Raw genomic sequence first — 26,564 nt, 5'->3', positions numbered from 1 at the left:
GCGAAGCGAGGCTGCGATCTTTCCCCTGACGCTTGAACCTCAAGCGAACGATCAAAAGATCAAAAGATCACAGGCTTCGCCAGCTCCTACGCAAAGCGAGTCAGCAATCCGTCAGGCGCAGGAAGATCGCGGCCAACTGCTCGATGCCGGCTTGATCATGTTCGGTAAAGCGCGCCAGTTTCGGACTGTCCAGGTCGAGCACGCCGATCAGGCGCCCGTCCTTGACCAGCGGCACCACCAGCTCGCTGTTCGACGCGCTGTCGCAGGCGATGTGCCCGGCGAAGGCATGGACGTCTTCGACGCGCTGGGTCTGCCGGGTCGCGGCCGCCGTACCGCATACACCGCGGCCAAAGGGGATCCGCACGCAGGCGATCTGGCCCTGGAACGGTCCCAGGACCAACTCTTCGTTGCGATTGAGGTAGAAACCGGCCCAGTTCAGATCATCCAGCTGACTGGACAGGAAAGCCGAGAACTGCGCGGCGTTGGCGATGAAGTCACGCTCATCGGCCAGCAAGGATTCCAGCTGTGCCGATAACAGCGCGTAGCCGTCAAGGCCGACTCCGGTGCCCTTCAAATCGATCATGCCTTGTGCTCCAACAATTTCAGGCCAACCCAATAACGGGCAAACTGATAGGCGCAACGTCCGTTGCGATTGCCGCGCCCGGTTGCCCAGCGCACCGCCAGTACATCCAGCGCTTCGTCGCGCTGCCAGGCCAGGCCGGCCTTGGCCGCCAGTTCGCCGATCCAGTGCTCCACCACGTTGAGGAAATGCTCCTGGGTAAACGGATAAAACGACAGCCACAAGCCAAAGCGGTCGGACAAGGCGATCTTGTCTTCTACCGCTTCGCTGGGGTGAAGTTCGCCGTCGACCCGCTTCCAATTCTCGTTGTCGCTTTCCTTTTCCGGCACCAGGTGACGACGGTTGGAGGTGGCATACAGCAGCACGTTGTCCGGCGCCTGCACCAGGGATCCATCCAACACGCTCTTGAGCACGCGGTAATCGCCTTCACCGGATTCGAACGACAAGTCATCGCAGAACAACACGAAGCGCTGGGGCAGTTTCGCCACCTGCTCGACCACGCGGGGCAGATCGGCCAGGTGATCGCGTTCGATCTCGATCAAGCGCAGGCCATGCTGGGCATGCTCAGCCAACAGGGCGCGCACCAGGGACGACTTGCCGGTGCCACGCGAGCCCCAGAGCAAGGCATGGTTGGCGGGCATGCCATCGATGAATTGCCGCGTGTTGCGGCCCAGTTGTTCAACCTGGCGCTCCACGCCGATCAGGTCCGACAAGCGCATGTCGAGGCTGACCTGCAGCGGTATCAGATAGCCGCTGCGCCCGTCACGCTGCCAGCGGGCGGCCAGGGTCTGGGTCCAATCGATGGAGGGCCGAGGCGCCGGCAGCAAAGGTTCGATCCGGGCCAGCACGGCATCGGCACGCTCAAGAAAAGCATTCAATCGCGAGTCCACGTCTTCTCCTCGGACAGGTTCACAGTAATGATGGCGCTCCAGCAACGAAACGCCGTATCCAATGGCGGGTCTACTTCACACAATACACACCGGCTGCACCGGTATTCAGAGATGATCAGCTATGCTTGACCGGCGAAGGGAAACGTAAGTGGCTCATCACTCAATGGACATCAGATTCACCCAACGGCTTTCCTACAAGCAGGCCCGCCTGACCGTCCTGGTGGGCTTCGTGCTGGGCACCTTGCTCAGCCTGATGCAGATTGGCATCGATTATGCCAGCGAAGACGCGTCGATCAACCGTGAAATCCTCTCGCTGCTGGAAATCAGCCACAACCCGGCCTCGCGCATCGCCTACAACATCGACGCCGAACTCGCCCAGGAGTTGTCCATGGGCCTGTTGCGCTCACCGGCCATCATCGGGGCCGAGCTGATCGACAACAACAATACCGTGCTGGCCAGCGTCAAGCGGCCCGAGCTGCAAAGCAGCTACCGGTTCATCAGCGACTTCCTGTTCGGCGCCCAGCGGCAGTTCGAGGACCGGCTCTACCTGGATCACTTGCCCAGCGAATCCCTGGGCATGCTGCGACTGGACGTCGACACCTATGCGTTCGGCAGTCGTTTCCTGCGCCGTGCCGAGGTCACCTTGCTCAACGGCTTCGCCCGCAGCCTGATCCTGACCGGCCTGCTGCTGGCGCTGTTCTACGTGATGCTGACCAAGCCCCTGGTGCGGGTCATCCGCGAACTGAGCAGCCGCGACCCGAGCAGCAGCGAACAGAGCCACCTGGAATGCCCTGCCGGCCATCAGTCCGATGAAATCGGCGTGCTGGTGTCCGTCGCCAACCAGCAGTTCGAAAACATCTCCGCCGAAATCCAGCAGCGGCGTACGGCCGAAAATCGCCTCACTGAATACCTGGCGCAACTGGAGAACATCGTCTCGGCACGCACCGCCGAACTCAAGGCCATCAATACCCGCCTCAGCCAGTCCAACGAGGAGCTGGAAGTGGCCCGGCGCACAGCCCTGGACATGGCCGAAGCCCGCTCCGCGTTCCTCGCCAACATGAGCCACGAGATCCGCACACCGCTCAACGGCCTGCTGGGCATGATCGCGCTCTCCCTGGATGGCCCCCTGACGGCCGAACAACAGCAGCAGCTATCGATTGCCCATGACTCGGGCAAGGTATTGGTCGAACTGCTCAACGACATCCTCGACCTGTCGAAATTCGACGCCGGCCAACTGGAACTCGAACGCATTCCGTTCGATCTCGGCTCCCTGGTGGAGGATACCGCCAACCTGCTTTCCCAGAACGCGGCCCCCAGTGTCGAACTGGCCTGCCTGATCGACCCGCAGTTCCCGGCGCAGGTAGTCGGCGACCCGACCCGGGTGCGCCAGATCGTCAGCAACCTGCTGTCCAACGCACTGAAGTTCACGCGCTTCGGTCGAGTCGACGTGAAGATGAGTCATTACGAAGGCGGCGTGCGAATCGAGGTCTGCGACACGGGCATTGGCATTCCCCAGGAAGCCCAGGCGAGAATCCTGCAACCGTTCACCCAGGCTGGCGCCGGGATTACCCGCCAGTTTGGTGGCACCGGCCTGGGCCTGGCATTGACCTACAACCTCTGCGAAGCCATGCAGGGCCGGTTGACGATCAGTTCCGAAGCCGGCTTTGGCAGCCAGTTCTGTGCCGATCTGCCCCTGCCGTGCCATACCCCGGCGACGCCGGTCGAACCGTTGCACGGCAACGTCGTCGCCATCACCGCCAGCAGCAGCGGGCTGGCCGAGTTGCTGGGCATGCTGTTGCCGGGATGGGGCCTGGATTATGTGCAGCGCTCCATCGAGGACAGGTTGCTGGGGCTCACGCCCGACGTACTGATTACCGACTGCCCGGAATGCCTGTTCAACCTGCGGCCGACCTTTGACGCGCCGATCCTGCTGGTGACCGCCTATGGCAGCTTCATGCCCAGCGAGGAAGCCGCCGCCCTCGCCCCGCTGATACAACAGGCCCGGCCGCTGGCGCGCCATGCGCTGTACCAGATTCTGCGACGCGCCATGCAAAGCGAGGCGACCATCATCAATGACGCACAGATCGAAGCCCTGGCGCCTGCCAAGCGTGGACGGGTGCTGCTGGTGGAGGACAACCCGGTCAACCAACTGGTGGCCAAAGGGATGTTGGTGAAGCTGGGCTGCGAAGTCACTGTCGCGGCCCATGGCGTCGAAGCCCTGGATCAACTGGAACAGCGGGTGTTCGACCTGGTGTTGATGGACTGCAACATGCCGGTGATGGATGGTTACGAAGCCAGCCGGCAGATCCGCCGCAGCGGGCGCTGGTCGGACCTGCCGATTGTGGCCCTGACGGCCAACGCGATGCCCGAGGAACGCGAGCGCTGCCGTGCGGCCGGCATGAACGATTACCTGTCCAAGCCGTTCCGCCGCGAAGAACTGGCGGCAGTGCTGGACCAGTGGGTGCCGACTACGTCAGCGCTTTGATCTGGCCCAGCAGGTGATCGAGACCGTCTCGCAACGTTCCGAGGCGGTCCAGGTCAACACCGCTGTCACATAACAGGCGGGCCTTGAGCGGGCCGACCTGTTCACGCAACGCTCGCCCTGCTGCCGACAGGCTCAAGTGCACCTCCCGCTCGTCCCGGGCCGAACGCTGGCGCTGGACCAGGTCCAACTGTTCCAGGCGCTTGAGCAGTGGCGTCAGCGTGCCGGAATCCAGCGCCAAACGCTCACCCAGGGCCTTGACCGTCGGCTGTTGCGGGGCCGTGTCCTGCCATTCCCACAACACCAGCATCACCAGGTATTGCGGATAGGTCAGGCCGAGCTGATCGAGCATTGGCTTGTAGCCACGAATCACCGCACGCGAAGCGGCGTACAGCTTGAAGCACAACTGGCTGTCGAGTTTCAGCGAATCGGCTGACAGGTCATTCATTTGAGCAGCGCTTCGATCTCACCGGTCAGGTCCTGGGGCTTGGTGGTCGGGGCAAAACGCTTGACCACCTGACCGTCCTTGCCGATCAGGAACTTGGTGAAATTCCACTTGATGCCTTTGGACCCCAGCACGCCAGGCGCCCGCTGTTTAAGCTGGACGAACAGGGGATGGGCGTTGGCACCGTTGACCTCGATTTTCTTGAACAGCGGAAAACTCACACCGAAGTTCAGCTCGCAAAACTCGGTAATCGCCCCTTCGTTGCCCGGCTCCTGCTTACCGAACTGATTGCAGGGAAAGCCCAGCACCACCAGGCCCTGGTCCTTGTAGGTCTGCCACAGCGCCTCAAGCCCCTTGTACTGCGGGGTGAACCCGCACTGGCTGGCCGTGTTGACCACCAGCACAGCCTTGCCGGCGAAATCGGCGAGGGTCTTTTGCTCACCCTTGATGGTGGTGCACGGGATGCTCAGCAGGTTGTCGCTCATGGCAAGGCTCCAGATGGGAAGAAGAGGAGCTTGAAGATAGCGAGCAATTAAATTGCATGCAATTTAATTATCGAAAAAACCCACACAACAGACTGTGGGAGCAAGGCTTGCCCGCGATGAAGGCGATGCGGTCTTTCAGAGATCGAGGCGCCCTGTTTCGCGAGCAAGCTTTGCTCCCACTGAATTACCCCCGTGGGACCAGATCCAGACACACCGAGTTGATGCAGTACCGCAAACCCGTGGGAGGCGGGCCGTCGGGGAAGACGTGGCCCAAGTGGGCGTCGCATCTGGCGCAGACCACCTCGGTGCGAATCATGCCGTGGCTGACGTCCCGCACCTCCACCACCGCGCTGCCCTCGATCGGCGCGTAGAAACTCGGCCAGCCGCAGCCGGAATCGAATTTGGTCTGCGAATCGAACAACGGTTCGTTGCAGCAGATGCAGTGGTACACACCGTCGGTCTTGGTGGCGTTGTATTTACCGGAGAACGGCCGTTCGGTGCCCTTCAATCGACAGACGTTGTACTGCTCCGGGTCGAGCATGGCGTGCCATTCTTCAAGAGTTTTCTCCAACTTTTCCATCGTCCCACCTCGGCAATTGAAAAAGCCCGATCCGACGCTTTTCCGCAGATCGGGCGGCACGTATGATTGCGCCTCGTCAGACGCCAGTCTGGCAGCCACGTCATGCGCATTCAAACGGATTGTGACGCATGTACCGCGCCAGGCCTGGGCACAGACGCAGGATCCCCAGTACGGCCGTTCATACGCCACCTGGATCGTTCATTTTCGGGAACACATCGCCATGCAGGTCAGCAAATCGAACAAGCTCGCCAACGTCTGCTACGACATTCGCGGCCCGGTGCTCAAGCACGCCAAACGCCTGGAAGAGGAAGGCCATCGCATCCTCAAGCTGAACATCGGCAACCCGGCCCCCTTTGGTTTCGAAGCGCCCGATGAAATCCTCCAGGACGTCATCCGCAACCTGCCGACGGCCCAGGGCTACAGCGACTCCAAGGGCCTGTTCAGTGCCCGCAAGGCCGTGATGCAGTACTACCAGCAGAAGCAGGTCGAAGGGATCGGCATCGAGGACATCTACCTGGGCAACGGCGTGTCCGAGCTGATCGTGATGTCCATGCAGGCCCTGCTCAACAACGGTGACGAAGTGCTGGTGCCGGCACCGGACTATCCGCTGTGGACCGCTGCCGTGAGCCTGTCCGGTGGCAACCCGGTGCATTACCTGTGCGACGAACAGGCCAACTGGTTTCCCGACCTGGCGGACATCAAGGCCAAGATCACGCCCAATACCAAGGCACTGGTGATCATCAACCCGAACAACCCGACCGGCGCCGTGTATTCCAGGGAAGTGCTGCTGGGCATGCTGGAACTGGCCCGCCAGCACAACCTGGTGGTGTTCTCCGACGAGATCTACGACAAGATCCTCTACGACGATGCCGTGCATGTGTGCACCGCGTCCCTGGCGCCAGACCTGCTGTGCCTGACCTTCAACGGCCTGTCCAAGTCCTATCGGGTCGCCGGTTTCCGCTCCGGCTGGATCGCCATCTCCGGGCCCAAGCACCATGCCCAGAGCTACATCGAAGGCATCGACATGCTGGCCAACATGCGCCTGTGTGCCAACGTGCCGAGCCAGCATGCGATCCAGACGGCGCTGGGTGGCTACCAGAGCATCAACGACCTGGTCCTGCCCCAGGGCCGGCTGCTGGAACAGCGCAATCGCACCTGGGAACTGCTCAACGACATCCCCGGCGTCAGTTGTGTCAAGCCGATGGGCGCGCTGTATGCCTTCCCGCGGATCGACCCGAAGGTCTGCCCGATCCACAACGATGAAAAATTCGTCCTCGACCTGCTGCTATCCGAAAAGCTGCTGGTGGTCCAGGGCACGGCGTTCAACTGGCCGTGGCCGGATCACTTCCGCGTCGTGACCCTACCGCGGGTCGATGACCTCGACCAGGCCATTGGCCGGATCGGCAACTTCCTCAAGTCCTACCGTCAATAAGCCGGACGGCGTGCGAGGCGTCCTCACCTCGCACGCTGTTTGATTCAGCAACATATCCGTTCTGCCGACTCTGCAAGGCCTTCTACACTACGGGCGGGACCGCCGACGTCCCCCCAGGCTCAACGTTCACGGGGGGCAGGCGTCGTATTTCTTTTCCCCATTCACTTTCAGAAAAGTCTTTCAAACATTTAGGACGCCTGTAGGACACAGTTTGAAATAGTCGGCGAGTTGAATAGCCTGCGGCAGCACCTTATATACCCCGCATAACGCTACATCTTTAGCACGAGGAGATTTTCACAACCATGATGCGCATCCTGCTGTTCTTGGCCACTAACCTGGCGGTCGTGCTGATTGCCAGCATCACCCTGAGCCTCTTCGGCTTCAACGGGTTCATGGCGGCCAATGGGGTTGACCTCAACCTCAATCAGCTGCTGATCTTCTGTGCGGTGTTCGGTTTCGCCGGTTCCCTGTTCTCGCTGTTCATCTCCAAGTGGATGGCGAAGATGAGCACCGGCACCCAGATCATCAGCCAGCCGCGCACGCGTCACGAACAATGGCTGCTGCAGACCGTCGAGCAACTGTCCCGCGAAGCCGGTATCAAGATGCCGGAAGTCGGGATCTTCCCGGCCTACGAGGCCAACGCCTTCGCCACCGGCTGGAACAAGAACGACGCACTGGTCGCCGTCAGCCAGGGGTTGCTCGAGCGGTTCTCGCCCGATGAAGTCAAGGCCGTGCTGGCCCACGAGATCGGCCACGTCGCCAACGGCGATATGGTGACCCTGGCGCTGATCCAGGGCGTGGTGAACACCTTCGTGATGTTCTTCGCCCGCATCATCGGCAACTTCGTCGACAAGGTGATCTTCAAGAACGAAGAAGGCCAGGGCATCGCCTACTACGTGGCGACCATCTTCGCCGAGCTGGTACTGGGCATCCTCGCCAGCGCCATCGTCATGTGGTTCTCGCGCAAGCGCGAGTTCCGCGCCGACGACGCCGGTGCACGCCTGGCCGGCACCAGTGCCATGATCGGTGCCCTGCAGCGCCTGCGCGCCGAGCAAGGCTTGCCGGTGCACATGCCCGACACCCTGAATGCCTTTGGCATCAACGGTGGCATCAAGCAGGGCCTGGCACGCATGTTCATGAGCCACCCGCCGCTGGAAGAGCGTATTGACGCACTGCGTCGTCGGGGTTGATCGCCGGGCTCAAAAAACCCGCAGTAATGTTGTTCACTTAGAAAAAACGGCGCTTCTTTCAGAAATGGGAAGCGCCGTTTTTTTGGTTTTGTTGTTTTGGTGTGTATATCCGTTATTTAGGTAACGGCTGCTTATGGTTCCGCTCTTACAGCGGCTCACTTTTGAGAAGCGCAAAAGTAAGCAAAACGCTTCATGCCCCACCACTTGGTGCCTCGCCTAGGCTCGGCATACCCTCACTCCGGCATTGCTCCGTGGGCCGCCGCGAAGGGCCATCCATGGCCCAGCGCGGCTAACCCGGCATCCATGCCGGGTTGCCCACTGCGCAATGCCTGCGTTCGGCCATCGTGGTTAACGGGGCGCCGAGATCAACATCCACGCCGAGGCGGCCTTATAGCCGACCTGGCTCTCCCGGTCATACACCCATCAGAACTGTGGGAGCAAAGCTTGCTCGCGATGGCGGTGGCTCAGTCACATGGATGTTGGGTTTGCTGGCCTCATCGCGAGCAAGCTTTGCTCCCACAGGGGATTTGGGTGTTCATGAGTCTTGTGTTCACTGCAGCCCCATTGTGGGAGCGAGCCTGCTCGCGATAGCGGTGGCTCAGCCACATAGATGCCGGCCTGAGCCCCCTGCTCTTGCTTTGGATCTTGATCTGAACGCCCCGTTAACCACGCTGGCCGAACGCAGGCATTGCGCAGTGGGCACCTCGGCATGGATGCCGAGGTAGCCGCGCTGGGCCATGGATGGCCCTTCGCGGCGGGCCCACGGAGCAATGCCGGAGTGAGGGCATGCCGAGCCTAAGCGAGGCACCGAGTGGTGGGGCAAAAGCGTTTTGCTTACTTTTGCGCTTCTCAAAAGTGAGCCGCTGTAAGAGCGGAACCCTAAGCCGCCGTTACCGCAGCAACGGATATGTACTCGATCAACAAAATCCAGGCCACCTGTCAGGCCGCCATCGGGAGCGAGCATGCTCCCGATGGCGTCAGCACAACCACCGCTTCAACCTCTGGACAGCCGATAAACACGCTCATCCAACCGTTTCACACCCGCCTGCAAAAACTTCCAGCTCTCCCCCAGTACATCCTGCTCCTGCAACACCTCCAACTGCCAGACACCTCCCAGCAGCCGCTGCACCTCATCATCCCCGACGGAAAACGGCGGGCCAGGCATTTCATCCTGGTTGTAATCCAAGGTAATCAACAAGCCGACCCCATCGGGCAAGATCTTCTGCAGATGAGCCGCGTACCGTTCCCGCATCGGCACGGGCAACGCGATTAATGCAGCGCGGTCGTACAGAGCCGTGCAATCGGCCACATCCTGCGGGTCCAGGGCAAAGAAATCACCGCAGCGAATCTCGATATCACCGGCACGGAACACCCTGAAAGCGCCCTCTTCACTCACAACCGCCTCAAGCTGATGCTCAAGGAAAAAATCCGTGGCGGCTTTTTCCGACAATTCCACGCCCAACACCGAATAGCCCTGATGAGCAAGCCACAGCAGATCCAGGCTTTTGCCACACAACGGCACCAGCACCCGACTGCCCTGGGCCAAGCCCAATTGCGGCCAGAAACGTTGCAGGTAGGGGTTCACCTCTGGCAGGTGAAAACCAATCTGGTTCGATGACCAGCGCTTGTGCCAAAACTCGGGCTCCATGATTCGCTCCAAAAAAATCGATCAAAACGGGCTAAAACTTATATTAGATTTAGATCATTGACCTGACGGAAGATGACTCCATCTTAACGCTCAGGAGTCCCTTCATGCTGCCCAGCCTGTTTATCTCCCATGGCTCACCGATGCTCGCCCTGGAGCCCGGCGACAGCGGTCCGGCATTGGCTCGCCTGGCCGCTCAATTGCCCAAGCCCAAGGCCATCGTCATCGTGTCCGCCCACTGGGAAAGCAACGAACTGCTGGTCAGCGCCAATCCGCAGCCGCGCACCTGGCACGACTTCGGCGGCTTTCCACCAGCCCTGTATGAGGTGCAGTACCCCGCGCCTGGCGATCCTCAACTGGCCACGCAAGTCGCAGCCATGCTCAACACCGCGCATCTGCCGGCACGCCTCGATCCTCAACGGCCGTCCGACCATGGCGTCTGGGTGCCATTGTCTTTGATGTACCCCGAGGCCGACATCCCGGTGGTGCAGGTTTCCCTGCCCAGCCGCCAGGGACCGGTGTTGCAGACACAGGTCGGCCAGGCCCTGGCGAGCCTGCGTCAGCAGGGCATCTTGCTGATCGGTTCCGGCAGCATCACCCATAACCTGCGCGACCTGGACTGGAACGCCGGCCCCAACAGCATTGAGCCCTGGGCCAAGGCCTTTCGCGATTGGATGGTTGAGACGCTGGCGGCCGACGACGAGGCCGCGCTGCATGATTACCGTCGCCAGGCGCCGAACGCCGTGCGCAGCCACCCCAGCGATGAGCACTTGCTGCCGCTGTATTTTGCCCGGGGTGCCGGCGGGAAATTCAGTGTTGCCCATGCGGGGTTCACGATGGGGACGCTGGGGATGGATATCTATCGGTTCGACTGATTGACCGAGTCGCTTCAATCGCGAGCAGGCTCGCTCCCACAGGGGTTTGGTGAGCGCCGAAGATCCAGTGTGGGGCGAGCCTGCTCGCGATTGGCGTCCACACCACACCTCCTGAAGGAACACCAAACGACAGGCATAAAAAATCCCCGAACCAGTCGGGGATTTTTCATGTTCGATCAATCAGCCCAAGAGCCGATCAATCTTCGCGGTAGCGACGCAGTTTGAGCTGCTTGCCAGCCACGCGGGTGTCTTTCAGCTTGGTCAGCAACTTCTCCAGACCATCTTCCGGCAGCTCTACCAGACTGAAGCTATCACGCACCTGGATGCGGCCGATCGCTTCGCGGGCCAGGCCGCCTTCGTTGAGGATGGCACCCAGCAGGTTCTTGGCAGCGATGCCGTCACGGGCACCCAGCGCGGTACGGCAGCGAGCACGACCTTCGGCCAGCGGGATCGGAGCACGACGCTCGCGATCACCACGGTCCGGACGATCACCGGTACGCTCAGGACGATCGCCACGCGGTGCGTTGTTCGGCACCAGGGGACGTTCCTTCTCGATTGCAGCCAGGTTCAGCGCTTGGCCATTGGTGGCCTTGCGCAGCAGTGCGGCGGCCAGGGCGCGTGGGGTGCAACCGATGTCGGCGGTCAGGCGATCGAGCAGATCACCGTGGGTCGATTCGGCGTCAGCCACCAGTGGCGACAGGCTGTTGGTCAGTTTCTTGATGCGAGCATCGAGAACGGCCTGGGCGTCCGGCAGGCGAACTTCAGCTACCTTCTGGCCAGTTACACGCTCGATCACTTGCAGCATGCGACGCTCACGCGGGGTGACCAGCAGCAGCGCACGGCCTTCGCGACCGGCACGACCAGTACGGCCGATACGGTGAACGTAGGATTCCGGATCGTACGGCATGTCCACGTTGAATACGTGGGTGATGCGCGGAACGTCCAGGCCACGGGCAGCAACGTCGGTCGCCACAACGATGTCCAGGCGGCCATCCTTGAGGGAGTCGATCACGCGCTCACGCTGGTTCTGGGCAATGTCACCGTTCAGCGCAGCGGCTTTGTAGCCTTTGGCTTCCAGGGCGCTGGCCAGGTCCAGGGTCGCTTGCTTGGTGCGCACGAACATGATCAGGGCGTCGAAGTCTTCCACTTCCAGCAAGCTGAGAACGGCAGACGTCTTCTGGTCAGCGTGAACCAGCAGGTGAGCCTGCTCGATCGCGGTGACGGTCTGGGTCTTGGTCTGGATCTTCACGTGTTGCGGATCGCGCAGGTGGCGCTCGGCAATGGCACGGATCGATTGCGGCAGGGTGGCCGAGAACAATACAGTCTGGCGAGTCGCTGGCAGGGCCTTGAAGATGACTTCCAGGTCATCCATGAAACCCAGCTTGAGCATTTCGTCGGCTTCGTCGAGAACCAGGTGGTTCACGGTAGCCAGGACTTTTTCGTCACGACGCAGGTGATCGCACAGACGACCCGGAGTGGCGACAACGATCTGCGCGCCATTACGGATGGCTTTCAGTTGTGGGCCCATCGGGGCACCGCCGTAAACGGCCACAACGGTAACGCCAGGCATCTGCTTGGAATAGGTTTCGAAAGCGGTTGCTACTTGCAGCGCCAACTCACGAGTTGGCGCCAGGATCAGGGCTTGCGGTTCGCGCTTGGCAGGATCGATGCGATGCAGGATCGGCAGGGCGAACGCAGCGGTTTTACCCGTACCGGTTTGCGCCTGGCCAATCATGTCGTGGCCGGCCATGATGATCGGGATCGATTGCTGCTGAATCGCCGAAGGTTCTTCGTAGCCGGTCGCAGTGACGGCAGCAAGAATGTTCGGGTTGAGATTAAAAGCGGCGAAGCCGCCGGTTTCCTGGGTCATGGGTCTGCCTCTAAGTGCATCCGCAAAGACCCATGCTCCAAAGCTGCGCGTGCCGTGTTGAGACTCAAGAGTCGCCCTGGCTGCTTTGTCGGCGGGGATTTGCGAAAACGAATGAATGAAAAAGAACGTCGTGGAAGCATCCGTTGTGCGGACATGCAACCGAAGCTGACTTCGGGGAATTGCGCTACCTTGACGCGGCCCGGCTAAAGGCCGGCGCGCACTATACCGGAATTCGCCCAAAAAGGGAGCTTTTTTTATTGCCTGAGCCCGTTATGGGGCTCGCTGTGACAAGGCCTTGGGGTTAACGGTACAACCGTTTGTTTTACAGAGGCCCAGCGTTGCGGGGATGGGTGCTAAAACGGTTCATCTTTACCTGTGGGAGCAAAGCTTGCTCGCGATGCAGACACCGCGACTTCCGCAAAGGTCTGAGTGGTGTTCATCGCGAGCAAGCTTTGCTCCCACAGGAGGTTGTCACACCTTGGACGGGGGTCAGGTTGCCGGGCGGATGGCCTTGATCAACGACTGCAACGAATAACCCAGCCTCGGCGCCAGCCCTTCGGCCCTGGCGACCAGTCCCTGCATGTCCAGCTCCTGATCCAGGTCCGCCGGCACGATCAGGATCACGTTGCCCTCCTTCACCGGCAGCTCCCAATAATGCCGGTGGTACAAGCCGCGCAACAGCGCCGCGCCCAATGGCTTGCCGTCATCCGTGGCCCACTGGTTGATCACCAGCCAGCCGCCCGGGTTGAGGCGTTTCTGGCAATTTTCCAGGAAGCCCCAGGCCAGGTGCCCGACGCCGGGACCGACATCGGTATAGAGGTCGACGAAAATCAGGTCCGCCGGCTCGGCGCTTTCAAGCAGTTCCAGTGCATCGCCGACGCGGATGTACAGGCGCGGATCGTCATCCAGCCCCAGGTATTCGATGGCCAGGCGCGGCACGTCGGGGCGCAATTCAATGGCCTCGACATCTTCCAACGGCAGGAACTTGAGGCAGGCCTGGGTCAACGTACCGGCGCCCAGCCCCAGAAACAGCGCACTTTCCGGCTGCTCGTGACACAACGCGCCGATGAGCATGGCGCGGGTATAGTCATATTCGAGCCAGCTCGGGTCGGCTGTGAACACGCAACTCTGCTCGATGGCATCGCCAAACTCGAGAAACCGGTAATCGGCCACTTCGAATACGCGAATCATGCCGAACTCGTCGTGCACCTCGGCGAGCAAATGCTCGACGCGCTCCTCTGTCATTTCATCTCCTGATGGTGGCCGTGCCGGCTTGAGCCTGCGTATACGGGACAAAGGCGCGATTGTCCGCGAAGCGACCGGAGCAGGTCACGCACTAATTTGCTGATAACATGGCCGTCCGAGCGTAAATCACCTAGAGATCATGATGAGCCAACCCTGGAGCCCTGACAGCTGGCGCGCCCTGCCGATCCAGCAACAACCCCGCTACCCCGACGCCGCGCACCTGTTGCAGGTGGAGCAGACCCTGGCCAGTTATCCGCCACTGGTGTTTGCCGGTGAAGCCCGGGAGTTGCGCCGTCAGTTCGCCGAGGTGACCCAGGGCCGGGCGTTCCTGCTGCAAGGCGGCGACTGCGCCGAAAGCTTTGCCGAGTTCTCGGCGGCCAAGATCCGCGACACCTTCAAGGTGCTCTTGCAGATGGCGATCGTCATGACCTTTGCCGCCGGCTGCCCGGTGGTCAAGGTCGGGCGCATGGCGGGGCAGTTCGCCAAGCCGCGCTCGGCCAACGACGAAACCATCGACGGCGTGACCCTGCCGGCCTACCGGGGCGATATCGTCAACGGTATCGGTTTCGACGAGAAAAGCCGCGTACCGGACCCGGAGCGGTTGCTGCAGTCCTACCACCAGTCCACCGCCACCTTGAACCTGCTGCGCGCCTTCGCCCAGGGCGGGTTCGCCGACCTGCACCAGGTGCACAAGTGGAACCTGGACTTCATCGCCAATTCGGCCCTGGCGGAAAAGTACAGCCACCTGGCCGACCGCATCGACGAAACCCTGGCATTCATGCGCGCCTGCGGCATGGACACCTCGCCGCAACTGCGCGAAACCAGCTTTTTCACTGCCCACGAAGCGTTGCTGCTCAATTACGAAGAAGCCTTCGTGCGCCGTGACAGCCTGACCAACGACTATTACGACTGCTCGGCCCACATGCTGTGGATCGGCGACCGCACCCGTCAGTTGGACGGCGCCCATGTCGAATTCCTGCGCGGGGTGAACAACCCGATCGGGGTCAAGGTCGGCCCGAGCATGGACCCGGACGATCTGATACGCCTGATCGACGTGCTCAACCCGCAGAACGACCCCGGCCGACTGAACCTGATCGCCCGGATGGGCGCTAACAAGGTCGGCGAACACTTGCCGCCGCTATTGCGCGCCGTGCAGCGTGAAGGCAAGCAAGTGCTGTGGAGCTCAGACCCGATGCATGGCAACACCATCAAGGCCAGCAGCGGCTACAAGACCCGCGACTTTGCGCAGATCCTCGGTGAGGTGAAGCAGTTCTTCCAGGTCCACGAAGCCGAAGGCACCTATGCCGGCGGGATTCACATCGAAATGACCGGGCAAAACGTCACCGAATGCATCGGCGGCGCACGCCCGATTACCGAGGACGGGCTGTCGGACCGCTACCACACCCACTGCGACCCGCGGATGAATGCCGATCAGTCGCTGGAATTGGCTTTCCTGATTGCTGAGACGTTGAAGCAGGTTCGGCGGTGAATCAGTAGATCCTTCTTCGCCGGTTCAATCGCCTCGCGAGCAGGCTCGCTCCCACAGGGATATGCGGTGACCACAGCTTTTGTGTCCACGGCAAATCAAATGTGGGAGCGAGCCTGCTCGCGATGAGGCCAGGTCAGTCACCACTTAATTGGGCCAACGCCACCGCCAACCGCCCCCCACTCACCCGCTGGCAATTGAGCTGCACCCGCTCCAGCCCCAGCCACCGGGCCATACGCCTCAGGTTCAGCGCCAGGGCCTGCATCCCCTCCTCGTCCAGCCCCGACGCATCCTCGTGCACGGCATGCACGGCCAACTGCCCCAAGGCCCGTTCTGCCCGCAGGTCCACCCGCGCGGCAATGCGTTCGTGGTGCAGGAACGGCAACACGTAATAGCCATACACCCGCTTGTGCACGGGGGTGTAGATCTCCAACCGGTAGCGAAAGTCGAACAACCGCTCGGTACGGCCGCGCTCCCAGACCAGCGAGTCGAACGGCGACAACAAGGCACTGGCGGCGACCTTGCGAGGAATTTTCGCCGCAGGTCGGCACCAGGCCGGTTGTTTCCAGCCCTGCACCTGGCAGCGCAGCAGTTCCCCGGCCTCCTCCAGCTCGGCCAGGCGCCCGCGACAGTCGGCCGGAGCGAGGCGAAAGTAGTCGCGCAGGTCTTTCTCGGTGGCAATGCCCAAGGCGTCGGCAGCATGCATCAGCAAGCCGCGTTGGGCCTGGGCCTCGTCCGGCAACGGTTGCTGCAGGATCGCGGCCGGCAGTACCCGTTCCGGCAAGTCGTAGAGCCGCTCGAACCCGCGTCGCCCCGCCACCGTGACTTCGCCCGCGGCGAACAGCCACTCCAGCGCATGTTTCTCCGCGCTCCAGTCCCACCAAGGCCCGGCCTTTTCCTTGCGCGTAGACAAACTGCCCGCACCCAGGGCGCCCTGTTCCTGGACCGCGGCCAGGACGCGGCGGATGACATCCTGGCGTTCTTGGCCGAAACGCGCCAATTGCTGGTAGATCCCTTCGCCACCCGAAGCCCGATCCATGCGCCAGCGCATCAGCGGATACATCGACATCGGCAGCAGCGACGCTTCATGGCCCCAGTATTCGAACAGCGTGCGACGTCGGCCCTGGCTCCAGGCTGCTTGATCGAGCAAATCGCGATTGTAGTGACCGAGGCGGGAGAACAGCGGGAGGTAATGCGAGCGCACCAACGCATTGACTGAGTCGATCTGCAGGACGCCGAGGCGTTCGATCAGGCGGTTGAGGCGTGAGGGTTGCACCGAAGCTGGCGGTGAGCGCCCATCGAATCCTTGGGCGGCCAACGCCAGACGCCGGGCCTGTTTGAGGGTAAAGGACAGAGTCGCGGGCATGAAGATCTCCTTGTCTGCTCGCAACCTACCTCACCAGTAAGGGGTTTGTGTAGGAAAGGATGGCTCATTTGTGCATTGGGTCGTCCCAGAATGGCCGAACCACTTCCTGCTCCACGTCGGCACGACTCACACCGATGTCCTTGAGCGCCTCGTCGCTCATTCCGGCCAGCAGTTCACGCTCGTGGTGCAATTCGTACCAGCGGCTAAACTTGTGCAGCAGGGCGCTGACGGAAAAGCCGTGGGAGAGTTTGTCTATCAGTAGATAACCTTTTTGACCTTTCATCGTGATGTCCTCCGTTGGGGATGGATCAAGTCTCGCGCTAACGATAAGATCAATCCAACGAATGTTTCTTATGCAATACATCTCGGAGATTGATCAATTGTCGAGTTACCCGAGCATCGATACGGAAGTGCTGCGTACCTTTGTCGCCATCGCCGACCAGGGCGGTTTCACCCGGGCCGGGGAATTGGTCAATCGCACCCAGTCTGCCGTCAGCATGCAGATGAAGCGGCTGGAAGAGGATGTATTACAGCGACGGCTGTTCGAGCGTGACGGGCGCCAGGTCAAGCTCACCGCCGAAGGCCAGGTGCTGCTGGGTTACGCGCGGCGGATCCTCAAGCTGCACAGCGAAGTGTTCAATACCCTGCGTGAACCGCACATGGTCGGCACGGTGCGCATCGGCACGCCGGACGATTACGTGATGCGCTTCCTGCCAGGCATCCTGCAGCGCTTCGCTCAGTTCTACCCGCTGATCGAAATTGAAGTGCACTGCGAATCGTCCAAGCAGTTGCTGCTGCGCCAGGACCTGGACCTGTCCATCGTCACCCGCAAACCGGGGGACGAAATCGGCCAGTTGCTGCGCAAGGAGCGCTTTGTCTGGGCCGAAGCCGCCTGCTTCAATGTTCATGAACAAACACCGCTGCCGCTGGCGATGTTCAACAGTGACTGTTTCTGCCGGCAATGGGCCTGCAATGCGCTGGATGCCATGGGCCGCGATTATCGCGTGGCGTACAACAGCTCGAGCCTGTCGGCGCTCATGGCGGTGGTGGGTGCCGGCCTGGCAATCACGGCGCAACTGGAAAGCCTGCTGACCCCGGACATGCGCGTACTGGGCGAAGCTGAAGACCTGCCGGAACTGCCCGAGGCCAGCATCATGCTGATCCGCAACCTGCATAACCCATCGCCGATCACCGAGTGCCTGGCCGAGCACATCATCGAAGGCTTCAAACTTTAAAGGCGAGCAGCACCGCGCACAGCACCAGGAAACCGCAGAACAGCCCGCGCAACAGCCGCTCCGGCAAGGCGTGGGCGACCTTCACCCCCCAACTGATGCTCAGCAGGCCACCGACGGCCAGCGGCAGGCCGATGCTCCAGTCCACCTCATGGTGAAACGCATAGGTGGCGAGGGTCACGCCGGTACTGGGCAAGGCCAGTGCCAGGGATAACCCTTGGGCGACCACCTGGCTGGTGCCAAAGATGCTGGTCAGGATCGGCGTCGCGACCACGGCCCCGCCAACACCGAACAAACCACCCATGGTCCCGGATGCCGCCCCCAACACGGCGAGCCATGGCCAGCCATAACGCATCTGCGCCGACGCCGGTGCGGTGGCGGCGAACATGCGGGCCAGGTTGTAGAGGGTCAGCGCGATCAGGAACGCGACGAAGCCGATCCGCATGCTGTTCGCGTCGATCCCCACGGCCCAGATCGAACCCAGCCAGGCAAAGCAGAAACCCATGGAAGCCAACGGCAGGACATGGCGCAATTCGATGCGATTGCGCTGGTGATAGCGCCACAACGCGAGCATCACGTTGGGTACCACCATGACCAGCGCCGTACCTTGGGCCAGTTGCTGGTCGAGGCCGAACCAGACGCCCAGCACCGGAATGGCAATCAAGCCGCCGCCGATCCCGAACAATCCCCCCAGGGTGCCCAACACGGCACCAAACACCAAAAACTGCACAAATTCGAACAAGACGATTCCCCTTTCATCAGGGTGCTTATCCTACGCAGTCGGCGCCAGCGGGGAAACGTAACATCTCTCATGACGTCAGAATTATCTGGCGCATTAAAGATTCGCCCGCTAGATTCGTATCGATCATTGATTGAAGGTTTTGCCATGAACACCCTGCGTGACACCCCCGAAGCTTGCGAAGCCCTGTTGCTCGACAACCAGGTCTGTTTCGCCTTGCACTCCACGTCGCTGCTGATGACCAAAGTCTATAAGCCGCTGCTACAGGCCTTGGGCCTGACGTATCCGCAATACCTGGCGATGATGGTGTTGTGGGAAAAGGACGGATTGACCGTCGGTGAAATCAGCACACGCTTGCTGACAGACCCCGGCTCGCTGACGCCACTGCTCAAGCGCCTGGAAGCCGAAGGCCTGTTGAGCCGCACCCGCAGTCGTGAAGACGAACGCGTGGTGATTGTCGAACTCACCGAACAGGGCCGCGCCCTGCGCGAAAAAGCCCTCGACATCCCCCAATGCATCCTCGCCGCCAGCGGCCTGACCCTGGAGCAGTTGAAGAAGCTGCAACTTGACCTGCAGGCACTGCGCGGGCATTTGCAGGACAGCCTCTGACCTCTCCTGTGGGAGCGGGCTTGCTCGCGAAGGCGCCGGCACATCCAATACCCCCACCAACTGATCCACCGCTATCGCGAGCAGGCTCGCTCCCACAGTGGTTCTGTGTCGGACATGAATTTTGTGTTCACAGGAGATCCAGTGTGGGAGCGAGCCTGCTCGCGATAGCGGCAGCCCTGTCTACCCTGCCCTCCTCAAAAAATTTTTACGCTCAATAACCGCTCTAGCTAAAGGCTTTCAGGCCTTTTCAGATTGCCGATTCCATCTCGCCTCGAAAATTTATCTTGCGCGCAAAATATTAGCGCTATACATTCGCTTCACACCTACTTAGCGCGCAAATATTTAGCGCAACAACACCAACCCAGAAGCGAGGCTCTCATCATGCAAACTCTCTACACCGCAATCGCAACCTCCACCGGCGGCCGTGATGGTCGTGCGATCTCCAGCGACAACATCCTCGACGTCAAACTCGCCACGCCCAAGGAACTCGGTGGTGCAGGCGGTGCGGCGACCAACCCTGAGCAACTGTTCGCCGCCGGCTACTCGGCCTGCTTCATCGGCGCACTGAAATTCGTGGCCAGCCAGAGCAAACGCAAGATCCCGGACGACGCCTCGATTACCGCCCATGTCGGCATCGGCCAGATCCCCGGCGGTTTCGGCCTCGACATCGACCTGCACATCAGCCTGCCAGGGCTGGACCAGGCCGACGCGCAAAGCCTGGTGGATGCGGCTCACCAAGTCTGCCCGTACTCCAACGCCACCCGCGGCAACGTTGATGTGCGCCTGCACGTCACCGTCTGACCACCGACCCTGGACCCGAACCTAAGGAGATGCACATGAACACGCTCAGCAAAGCCTTGACCGCCACCCTTCTCGCCCTCAGCGTCAGCAGTGCCTTCGCCGACGGCATCGTCGAACACAACACCCAGGCGTTTCTCGACGCGCTGAATGCCGGCACCGGCAAGCCCCTGGAGCAACTGTCGCCCAAGGACGCCCGCGCCGTATTGGTGGGCGCCCAGGCAGGGGTAAAACTGACCCTGCCCAAGGCCGACGTCAGCGAGAAAACCATCCAGGTCGATGGCCAGCCGATCAGCCTGACCATCGTTCGCCCAGCCGGGGTCAAGGGTGAGTTGCCGGTGTTCATGTTCTTCCACGGCGGTGGCTGGGTATTGGGCGACTTCCCAACCCACGAACGCCTGGTCCGGGATCTGGTGGCGGGCTCGGGCGCTGTCGCGGTGTTCGTCAACTACACGCCCTCACCCGAGGCGCATTACCCGGTGGCGATCAACCAGGCCTACGCCGCCACGAAATGGGTGGCCGAACACGGCAAGCAGATCAACGTCGACGGCAAGCGCCTGGCCGTGGTGGGCAACAGCGTCGGCGGCAACATGGCGGCGGTCGTGGCCTTGATGGCGAAGGACAAAGGCACGCCGGCGATCCGTTTCCAGGCGTTGCTGTGGCCGGTGACCGATGCCAGCTTCGAGACGGCGTCCTACAACCAGTTCGCCGAGGGGCACTTCCTCAGTAAAAACATGATGAAGTGGTTCTGGGACAACTACACCACCGATGCCGGGCAACGCAGCGAGATCTATGCCTCGCCGTTACGCGCCAGCACCGCACAACTCAAGGGCCTGCCGCCCGCGCTGGTACAAACCGCCGAGGCCGACGTCTTGCGTGATGAAGGTGAAGCCTATGCCCGCAAGCTGGACGCGGCCGGTGTACCCGTCACGGCCGTACGCTACAACGGCATGATCCACGACTATGGTTTGCTCAACGTGGTCAGCCAGGTGCCCGCGGTGCGTTCGGCAATGCTGCAGGCGTCGCAGGAGCTCAAGCAACACTTGAAGTGATTTGTGGTGAAACACTGTGGGAGCAAGGCTTGCCCGCGATGAGAACAGTGCGGTGTCTCTGGAACCGAGGCGTCTGTATCGCGAGCAAGCTTTGCTCCCACAGGGCAGGGATAAATCCCCTCACCACAGATCCCATCCGGTCCCTCGGTCTGAACATGATCCGCAGGCATAAAAAAGCCCGACTCAATGGTCGGGCTTTTTCATACACAAGGCTTCGCTTATTTAGCGCGGCCTTTGTAGGAACCGCCTTCGCGGGTATCGATCTCGATCTTGTCACCGATTTCGATGAAGTCAGCAACTTGCAGCTCAGTACCGTTGCTCAGTTTGGCAGGCTTCATGACCTTGCCGGAAGTGTCGCCGCGAGCGGAACCTTCAGTGTAGTCAACGACACGCACGATAGTGGTCGGCAGTTCTACGGAAACCAGGCGCTCTTCGAAGAACACGGCTTCGCAGACGTCGGTCATGCCTTCTTCGATGAATGGCAGAACGCTTTCGATGTCTTCGGCGTTCAGCTCGTACATGGTGTAGTCAGTGGTGTCCATGAACGTGTAGGTGTCGCCGCTGATGAAGGACAGGGTCGCTTCTTTGCGGTCGAGGATCACGTCGTCCAGTTTGTCGTCGGCGCTGTAGACGATCTCGGTCTTGTAACCGGTCAGCAGGTTCTTCAGCTTGGTCTTCATGATCGCGCTGTTACGACCCGACTTGGTGAACTCAGCTTTCTGAACCAGCCAAGGATCGTTTTCGAGACGGATCACGGTCCCGGGTTTCAGTTCTTTACCAGTTTTCATTGCGAATATCCGAATTTGGATGGGATTTACAAAAATCTAGGCCGCGTATCATATCCAATTTACATAAAACTTCACCAGCGCTGCGGCAAGATCAGCTCGCGAGGCCTGTTCCAGACACCACGCCTGGGCATGTTCGGCCAGCTCCTGCTGCTGTTCACGGCTGGCTTTCCAATGTTCGGTCATGTCCTGGCCGGCATTCCAGGCCCGCCAAAGACCGCTGGTCGCTTTTTGCGCCGCCGGCGAAAGCCCCTGATTGTAGAGCCTGAGAAACGCCTCGAGTTTTTCCAGGTGGACGTCTTCTTCCTGCTGGTAGATATGCCAAAGCAACGGCCGGCCAGCCCATTGGGCGCGCACGAAAGAGTCTTCACCACGCACGGCGTTGAAATCGCAGCACCATAGCAGTTGGTCGTACTGGTCCTGGCGAATGAACGGCAACACCTGCACCGTCAGTGCGCCGCGTCGATGTACCGCACCGACCGCCAGGTCATCGACCCCAAGCCAACGCTCGACATCACCCAGCACCCGCCCCTCGGGAACCAACACATGAAACGCCTGGGCATCGGCGGCCATTGCGTCAAACCAGCTCGCCAACCCGGCGTTCTCGTAGGCAAACAGCGAGATCAGGCAGGCCTGCGGCGCCCGTTCGACGCCCAATCCTTGCAGGAAAACGCGTTGTGCTTCGGCGTCCTGCTGAAATTGCCGACGGCGTTCCAGAAGACCCGCCTCACGCAGCAGGCCGCCGGTTCCCTCCTGGAAGCCCGGGAAAAAGAAATATTTCTGCACGTGCTTGTATTTCACCGACGGCAAGCCGTGGCAACCGATCACCCAGTCCTCGGCGCTCAAATAATCGAGGTTCATCCACAGGGGCGTCGTCTGGCGCGCGGCCATCACATCCATGTAGGCGCTCGGCAGCTGACAGGCAAACGCAGCGATCACCACGTCGGCGGCTTCGGTGGCCGCCCACTCCCCGGGCCAGTGACGCACTTGCACGCCCTGCTGCCATTGCTCGGACAGGGTGATGTCGATTTCCGGGCACAGTCGTTCGAAGGCACGCAGGTCGTCGACCCATAGCCGCACCGCGCATCGATGCTCGGCCACCAACTGCCGAGCCAGGCGCCACGTGACACCAATGTCGCCAAAGTTATCGACGACGGTGCAAAAAATATCCCAACGCACGGTCATTCCCGACTCCCTGTGGCAAAGGCCTGATTGTCCCGAATAAACCGATCACGCAGAAGAGCCGACGGCGATTAATCTTCATGCGACAATCATCGCCTGCCCATGACCCTGCCAGGAAGCAGCCATGCCCGACCACTCGACACCCTCGCGCCTCACGGCTTTGCAATTGACCTTCAGCATCGCCCTGGGCCTGTGGCTGGGGTTCCTCGCCATCGTGTTGACGGGCTGGCTGCTGTCCAGATTTCTGTTCAACGAACAACTGGCACCCGTGGCCGCCGCCGTCCATCAACTGGCGCAACCACCGGCGGTGCAACCACCCCCAGAGCCGCCCACACCGATGTTCGAGCAGTACCAGCAGAACCTGCAGAGGAACGAGCAGCGCCAAGCGCTCGATCAGGCCCGCAACAATCCGCGCAACCTGTCCAACCCCAAGTGCCAGTTCTGGCTGCAACAGGACCAGAATGCGCCCAGTGAAAAAAGCCGCGCCAACGTCCTGCAATTCTGCGAATGACCATGAACAAACAGACCGTCCACCAGCTGATTCTCGACAAGCTCAAGATTGATCTCGACATCGCCGAACGCGCCGCGCAGACCGCCTACGAAACCGCGACCCACGAAGAAAACATCGCCGAGAACAAGTACGACACCCTGGGCCTCGAGGCGTCCTACCTCGCCGCCGGACAAGCCAGGCGCGTGGAAGAAATCCGCCAGGCCCTCACCCTCTGCCAGAACCTGACGCTAAGGCCTTACGACGAACAGCGCGGTATTCAGGTCGGCACCTTGATCGGGCTGGAAGATGAGGACGGTCGCCAGCAATGGCTCTTCCTGGGGCCGGATGCGGCGGGCTTGAAGGTCTCGCTGGTGGGCCAGCCGATCACCGTCATCACCCCTCGCTCACCGCTGGGCCGCGGCCTTCTGGGCAAGTTCGAAGGGGATGAAGTAGAGATCGTGGTAGCGGGCGCCCGGCAACAGTTCGCTGTCACCGAGGCGATCTAGAAGGGTCTTAGTGCACCGGTAGTTCGACGCCGTCGAACAACTCTTCGAGTTCTTGCTTGTTGTGGCACTGAATGGCCTTGGCCATGACTTCCCGGGTCAGGTGCGGTGCAAATTTCTCGATGAAATCGCACATGAAACCCCGCAGGAACGTGCCACGACGGAAGCCGATCTTGGTCACGCTGGATTCGAACAACTCGCTGGCATCCAGCACCACCAGGTCACCGTCGAGCTTGGTATCGACGGCCATCTTCGCGACGATGCCCACGCCCAGGCCCAGGCGAACGTAAGTCTTGATCACGTCGGCGTCGGCGGCGGTGAACACCACTTTCGGCGTCAGGCCACGATGGCTGAAGGCTTCGTCGAGCTTGGAACGACCGGTGAAACCGAAGACGTAGGTCACGATCGGGTATTCGGCCAGGGCTTCGAGGGTCAGCTTCGGCAGCTTGGTCAACGGATGGCCCTGGGGCACGACCACGCAGCGGTTCCAGCGATAGCACGGCATCATCACCAGGTCCCCGAACAACTCCAGGGCCTCGGTGGCGATGGCGAAATCCACTGTGCCATCGGCGGCCATCTCGGCGATCTGCATCGGCGAACCCTGGTGCATGTGCAGCGCCACGTCGGGGTATTGCTTGATGAAATTGCTGATCACCGGCGGCAGCGCGTAGCGGGCCTGGGTGTGGGTGGTGGCGATCGACAGGGTGCCTTTTTTCTCGTTGGAGAATTCCTGGGCGATCTGCTTGATGCTTTCGACCTTGCGCAGAATCTCGCCAGCCGTAGTGATGATGCGCTCGCCAGCCGGAGTCACGCGGGTCAGGTGTTTGCCACTGCGGGCGAAGACTTCGACGCCCAGTTCATCTTCCAACAGGCGGATCTGCTTGCTGATGCCGGGTTGCGATGTGTAGAGGCTTTGGGCAGTAGCGGAAACGTTGAGGTCGTGGTGCGCCACTTCCCAGATGTAGCGCAGTTGTTGAAGCTTCATATGTATCCCTCAAAGCAGTTGGACGCCACGGGCATCAGCGACGGTATATAACTATATGAAAGGTTTCGACAATAAATCTAGAACTTTTTATAAAAAGCCATCATTTCGCCTCAGGCCTCTCCCTGGCGTCGGCGCTGTACCAGCGGTACCAGGTAGACCGGTACCCGGGATAACTGCAATACCCGTGCAGCGGTTCGGCCCAAGGGGGTTTCACCGCTTGCCCCTTGGCAATGACTGCCTACGATCAGCAAGTCGACGGAGAGTTTCGCAGCCTGCTCCAGGATGACTTGGGAAGGATCGCCCTGGTACACCCTGACCGACTTGATCAGTTTCAAGTCCTGCTGCCCTTCCCCCAACTCCTCGCGAAAACTGTCGAGCACCCGCTGTTCGATATTGGCCATCACCGTATTCAGACCCTGGCGGTGGAATTCGTTCAGCGCCTGCTCGTCAAGATAGCTTTGCAACACCGACTCGGCGAACAACCCCATCGGTTCTACCGCATGCACCACATACAACTCGGCTTCAAACGTCCGTGCTAACGCCAAGGCATGCTGCATCACATAAGGGGCATAGAGGCCCAGGTCTGTGGCGTACAGCATCGAACGAATCATGTGACCTCCTCGCGTGCCAAAATGGCGGAGATTGATTCAGCTTAGCAGCGCCTCGGGGACTGCGACGTGCGGCTTGACGTCCCGGACCAAGGACAGTCAGGGCTTCATTTCATTACTGATACCGTGGGGCACGTGCCCGGTGGCAACCACCTCACGAGCCAGTTCGCAGTGACCGGTCTGGTCATCGAAAAAAACATCGGCGGCGAAGGCTTCGAGGAAAGCCGATTTGGTCAGGCCGCCCAGGAACAGCGACTCGTCCAGGCGAATATCCCACTCACGCAAGGTCCGGATAACCCGCTCGTGAGCCGGTGCCGAACGGGCCGTCACCAGCGCCGTACGAATGGGGCAGGCGTCCTCGGGAAACTCGCGCTGCAGTGCATTGAGCGCCGCCAGGAAGCCCTTGAACGGCCCGCCTCGCAGCGGCTCGCGGGCGGCCTGTCGTTCGCTGGCCTGGAAAGCTTCCAACCCATCGGCCTGATAGACGCGCTCCGATTCATCGGAAAACAGCACGGCGTCGCCGTCGAAGGCAATGCGCAGTTCCTCGCTGGCCGCGCGACTGGCACCACCCGACAGGATGGTCGCGGCGGCAAATCCGGCGTCCAGGGCGCTGCGCACGTCTTCAGCGTGGGTGGACAGAAAGAGATCGCAACCGAATGCCTTGAGGTAAGGGTAAGGACTGCGGCCGCCCACGAAGGCAGCGCGGGAAATCGCCAGCCCATAATGATGAATCGAGTTGAACACTCGAAGGCCGGTGTCGGCGCTGTTGCGCGAAACGAGAATTACCTCGACCCGGGCACGCCCCAGGTGCTCGTTGAGGTTCAGCAGCTTTTGTACGAGGGCGAAGGCATCACCGGGTGCCAGGACTTCGTCTTCATGCTCGATCTGGTATTGCCGATAGGCTTCGACGCCACTCGACAAGTACACCTTGTGGCTTTCCCGCAGGTCGAACAGCGCCCGCGACGAAATCGCCAGCACTAGTTTGTCGTCGATATTGTTTGCCATGCCGC

Annotated in this window: 27 protein-coding genes; 11 read left to right on the top strand and 16 right to left on the bottom strand. The window is 60.9% G+C overall.

What is annotated here, in order from left to right:
- Positions 1–100 precede the first annotated feature (100 nt).
- Both AD662_RS09030 and AD662_RS09025 read right to left on the bottom strand, forming a co-directional pair.
- Positions 101–583, bottom strand: coding sequence for a GAF domain-containing protein (locus AD662_RS09030; RefSeq protein WP_014337288.1), 483 nt, complete (start codon positions 581–583; stop codon positions 101–103).
- The gene (locus AD662_RS09025) at positions 580–1,470 is read right to left on the bottom strand and encodes an ATP-binding protein (RefSeq protein ID WP_053186707.1); all 891 of its coding nucleotides are present in this window, start codon (positions 1,468–1,470) and stop codon (positions 580–582) included. The genes AD662_RS09030 and AD662_RS09025 overlap by 4 nt, the downstream gene beginning before the upstream one ends.
- 163 nt (positions 1,471–1,633) lie before the next feature.
- On the opposite strand from AD662_RS09025, the gene AD662_RS09020 reads away from it, so the two are divergent.
- Positions 1,634–3,955 carry a hybrid sensor histidine kinase/response regulator gene (locus AD662_RS09020; RefSeq protein WP_018603148.1) on the top strand — a complete coding sequence of 774 codons (2,322 nt, stop codon included), beginning with the start codon at positions 1,634–1,636 and terminating at the stop codon, positions 3,953–3,955.
- Here the strand turns inward: AD662_RS09020 and AD662_RS09015 are convergent.
- From AD662_RS09015 to msrB, 3 genes are all read right to left on the bottom strand, one after another.
- Entirely contained in the window at positions 3,939–4,400 is a 462-nt protein-coding gene (locus AD662_RS09015; protein ID WP_018603147.1) for a MarR family winged helix-turn-helix transcriptional regulator, read from the bottom strand. The two genes, AD662_RS09020 and AD662_RS09015, sit on opposite strands and share 17 nt — an antisense overlap.
- Entirely contained in the window at positions 4,397–4,882 is a 486-nt protein-coding gene (locus AD662_RS09010) for a glutathione peroxidase (protein WP_003199416.1), read from the bottom strand. The genes AD662_RS09015 and AD662_RS09010 overlap by 4 nt, the downstream gene beginning before the upstream one ends.
- Positions 4,883–5,066: 184 nt before the next feature.
- Positions 5,067–5,462: a peptide-methionine (R)-S-oxide reductase MsrB gene (msrB, locus tag AD662_RS09005; RefSeq protein ID WP_018603143.1), complete on the bottom strand. Its 396-nt coding sequence runs from the start codon at positions 5,460–5,462 to the stop codon at positions 5,067–5,069.
- Positions 5,463–5,682: 220 nt separating this feature from the next.
- Here msrB and AD662_RS09000 point away from each other — a divergent pair, with 220 nt between their 5' ends.
- Positions 5,683–6,894, top strand: coding sequence for a pyridoxal phosphate-dependent aminotransferase (locus tag AD662_RS09000; RefSeq protein ID WP_018603142.1), 1,212 nt, complete (start codon positions 5,683–5,685; stop codon positions 6,892–6,894).
- Between the two features lie 302 nt (positions 6,895–7,196).
- Positions 7,197–8,084 carry a protease HtpX gene (htpX, locus tag AD662_RS08995; RefSeq protein ID WP_003183732.1) on the top strand — a complete coding sequence of 296 codons (888 nt, stop codon included), beginning with the start codon at positions 7,197–7,199 and terminating at the stop codon, positions 8,082–8,084.
- A gap of 994 nt (positions 8,085–9,078) precedes the next feature.
- On the opposite strand, the gene AD662_RS08990 is transcribed toward htpX, so the two are convergent.
- Positions 9,079–9,732, bottom strand: a complete 654-nt coding sequence (locus AD662_RS08990) for a thiopurine S-methyltransferase (RefSeq protein WP_018603135.1) — start codon at positions 9,730–9,732, stop codon at positions 9,079–9,081.
- A 104-nt stretch (positions 9,733–9,836) separates the two neighbouring features.
- Here AD662_RS08990 and AD662_RS08985 point away from each other — a divergent pair, with 104 nt between their 5' ends.
- Complete coding sequence (locus tag AD662_RS08985) at positions 9,837–10,604, top strand: DODA-type extradiol aromatic ring-opening family dioxygenase (RefSeq protein ID WP_053181574.1); 768 nt, start codon at positions 9,837–9,839, stop codon at positions 10,602–10,604.
- Between the two features lie 196 nt (positions 10,605–10,800).
- Here the strand turns inward: AD662_RS08985 and AD662_RS08980 are convergent, their stop codons facing one another.
- Both AD662_RS08980 and AD662_RS08975 read right to left on the bottom strand, forming a co-directional pair.
- Positions 10,801–12,474 (bottom strand): DEAD/DEAH box helicase, encoded by a 1,674-nt coding sequence (locus AD662_RS08980; RefSeq protein ID WP_014337279.1) that lies wholly within the window; start codon positions 12,472–12,474, stop codon positions 10,801–10,803.
- A 489-nt stretch (positions 12,475–12,963) separates the two neighbouring features.
- The gene (locus AD662_RS08975) at positions 12,964–13,719 is read right to left on the bottom strand and encodes a spermidine synthase (protein ID WP_003199402.1); all 756 of its coding nucleotides are present in this window, start codon (positions 13,717–13,719) and stop codon (positions 12,964–12,966) included.
- Positions 13,720–13,861: 142 nt separating this feature from the next.
- Here AD662_RS08975 and AD662_RS08970 point away from each other — a divergent pair, with 142 nt between their 5' ends.
- On the top strand, positions 13,862–15,208 hold the full coding sequence (locus AD662_RS08970) for a class II 3-deoxy-7-phosphoheptulonate synthase (RefSeq protein WP_024618152.1): 1,347 nt from the start codon (positions 13,862–13,864) through the stop codon (positions 15,206–15,208).
- Between the two features lie 133 nt (positions 15,209–15,341).
- On the opposite strand, the gene AD662_RS08965 is transcribed toward AD662_RS08970, so the two are convergent.
- Together AD662_RS08965 and AD662_RS08960 are read right to left on the bottom strand one after the other, a co-directional pair.
- Positions 15,342–16,571, bottom strand: coding sequence for a winged helix-turn-helix domain-containing protein (locus AD662_RS08965; protein WP_018603128.1), 1,230 nt, complete (start codon positions 16,569–16,571; stop codon positions 15,342–15,344).
- Positions 16,572–16,635: 64 nt separating this feature from the next.
- A complete protein-coding gene (locus AD662_RS08960) occupies positions 16,636–16,854 on the bottom strand; it encodes a DUF1127 domain-containing protein (protein WP_003199394.1) in 219 nt (72 codons plus the stop codon).
- 97 nt (positions 16,855–16,951) lie between these two features.
- Between AD662_RS08960 and AD662_RS08955 the strand changes: the two genes are divergently transcribed.
- Positions 16,952–17,806 (top strand): LysR substrate-binding domain-containing protein, encoded by an 855-nt coding sequence (locus AD662_RS08955; protein WP_018603125.1) that lies wholly within the window; start codon positions 16,952–16,954, stop codon positions 17,804–17,806.
- On the opposite strand, the gene AD662_RS08950 is transcribed toward AD662_RS08955, so the two are convergent.
- Positions 17,796–18,545, bottom strand: a complete 750-nt coding sequence (locus AD662_RS08950; protein WP_018603124.1) for a sulfite exporter TauE/SafE family protein — start codon at positions 18,543–18,545, stop codon at positions 17,796–17,798. The two genes, AD662_RS08955 and AD662_RS08950, sit on opposite strands and share 11 nt — an antisense overlap.
- Before the next feature lie 144 nt (positions 18,546–18,689).
- Between AD662_RS08950 and AD662_RS08945 the strand changes: the two genes are divergently transcribed.
- The 3 genes from AD662_RS08945 to AD662_RS08935 all read left to right on the top strand — a co-directional run bounded on the left by AD662_RS08945 (position 18,690) and on the right by AD662_RS08935 (position 21,001).
- Positions 18,690–19,151 carry a MarR family winged helix-turn-helix transcriptional regulator gene (locus AD662_RS08945; protein WP_003199391.1) on the top strand — a complete coding sequence of 154 codons (462 nt, stop codon included), beginning with the start codon at positions 18,690–18,692 and terminating at the stop codon, positions 19,149–19,151.
- A 381-nt stretch (positions 19,152–19,532) separates the two neighbouring features.
- Positions 19,533–19,952, top strand: coding sequence for an organic hydroperoxide resistance protein (locus tag AD662_RS08940; RefSeq protein WP_003199389.1), 420 nt, complete (start codon positions 19,533–19,535; stop codon positions 19,950–19,952).
- Between the two features lie 35 nt (positions 19,953–19,987).
- The gene (locus AD662_RS08935; RefSeq protein ID WP_053186704.1) at positions 19,988–21,001 is read left to right on the top strand and encodes an alpha/beta hydrolase; all 1,014 of its coding nucleotides are present in this window, start codon (positions 19,988–19,990) and stop codon (positions 20,999–21,001) included.
- A 218-nt stretch (positions 21,002–21,219) separates the two neighbouring features.
- Here AD662_RS08935 and AD662_RS08930 read toward each other — a convergent pair whose 3' ends face one another.
- Both AD662_RS08930 and earP read right to left on the bottom strand, forming a co-directional pair.
- Entirely contained in the window at positions 21,220–21,789 is a 570-nt protein-coding gene (locus AD662_RS08930; RefSeq protein WP_018603118.1) for an elongation factor P, read from the bottom strand.
- 48 nt (positions 21,790–21,837) lie between these two features.
- Positions 21,838–22,971, bottom strand: a complete 1,134-nt coding sequence (gene earP, locus AD662_RS08925; protein ID WP_018603116.1) for an elongation factor P maturation arginine rhamnosyltransferase EarP — start codon at positions 22,969–22,971, stop codon at positions 21,838–21,840.
- 121 nt (positions 22,972–23,092) lie between these two features.
- On the opposite strand from earP, the gene AD662_RS08920 reads away from it, so the two are divergent.
- Both AD662_RS08920 and AD662_RS08915 read left to right on the top strand, forming a co-directional pair.
- Positions 23,093–23,479: a hypothetical protein gene (locus tag AD662_RS08920; protein ID WP_014337272.1), complete on the top strand. Its 387-nt coding sequence runs from the start codon at positions 23,093–23,095 to the stop codon at positions 23,477–23,479.
- 2 nt (positions 23,480–23,481) lie between these two features.
- Positions 23,482–23,964 (top strand): GreA/GreB family elongation factor, encoded by a 483-nt coding sequence (locus AD662_RS08915; protein WP_003199378.1) that lies wholly within the window; start codon positions 23,482–23,484, stop codon positions 23,962–23,964.
- A 7-nt stretch (positions 23,965–23,971) separates the two neighbouring features.
- On the opposite strand, the gene cysB is transcribed toward AD662_RS08915, so the two are convergent.
- From cysB to AD662_RS08900, 3 genes are all read right to left on the bottom strand, one after another.
- The gene (cysB, locus tag AD662_RS08910) at positions 23,972–24,946 is read right to left on the bottom strand and encodes an HTH-type transcriptional regulator CysB (protein WP_018603112.1); all 975 of its coding nucleotides are present in this window, start codon (positions 24,944–24,946) and stop codon (positions 23,972–23,974) included.
- 110 nt (positions 24,947–25,056) lie between these two features.
- Entirely contained in the window at positions 25,057–25,557 is a 501-nt protein-coding gene (locus AD662_RS08905) for a universal stress protein (RefSeq protein ID WP_014337270.1), read from the bottom strand.
- Positions 25,558–25,653: 96 nt separating this feature from the next.
- Positions 25,654–26,559, bottom strand: coding sequence for a 5'-nucleotidase (locus AD662_RS08900; protein WP_003199368.1), 906 nt, complete (start codon positions 26,557–26,559; stop codon positions 25,654–25,656).
- Between the last annotated feature and the right edge of the window lie 5 nt (positions 26,560–26,564).

Source organism: Pseudomonas kilonensis (genome assembly GCF_001269885.1).
GTDB lineage: Bacteria > Pseudomonadota > Gammaproteobacteria > Pseudomonadales > Pseudomonadaceae > Aquipseudomonas > Aquipseudomonas kilonensis.
The sequence above is the reverse complement of the archived record's forward strand: the minus strand, read 5'-3'. Positions and strand labels throughout refer to the sequence as shown.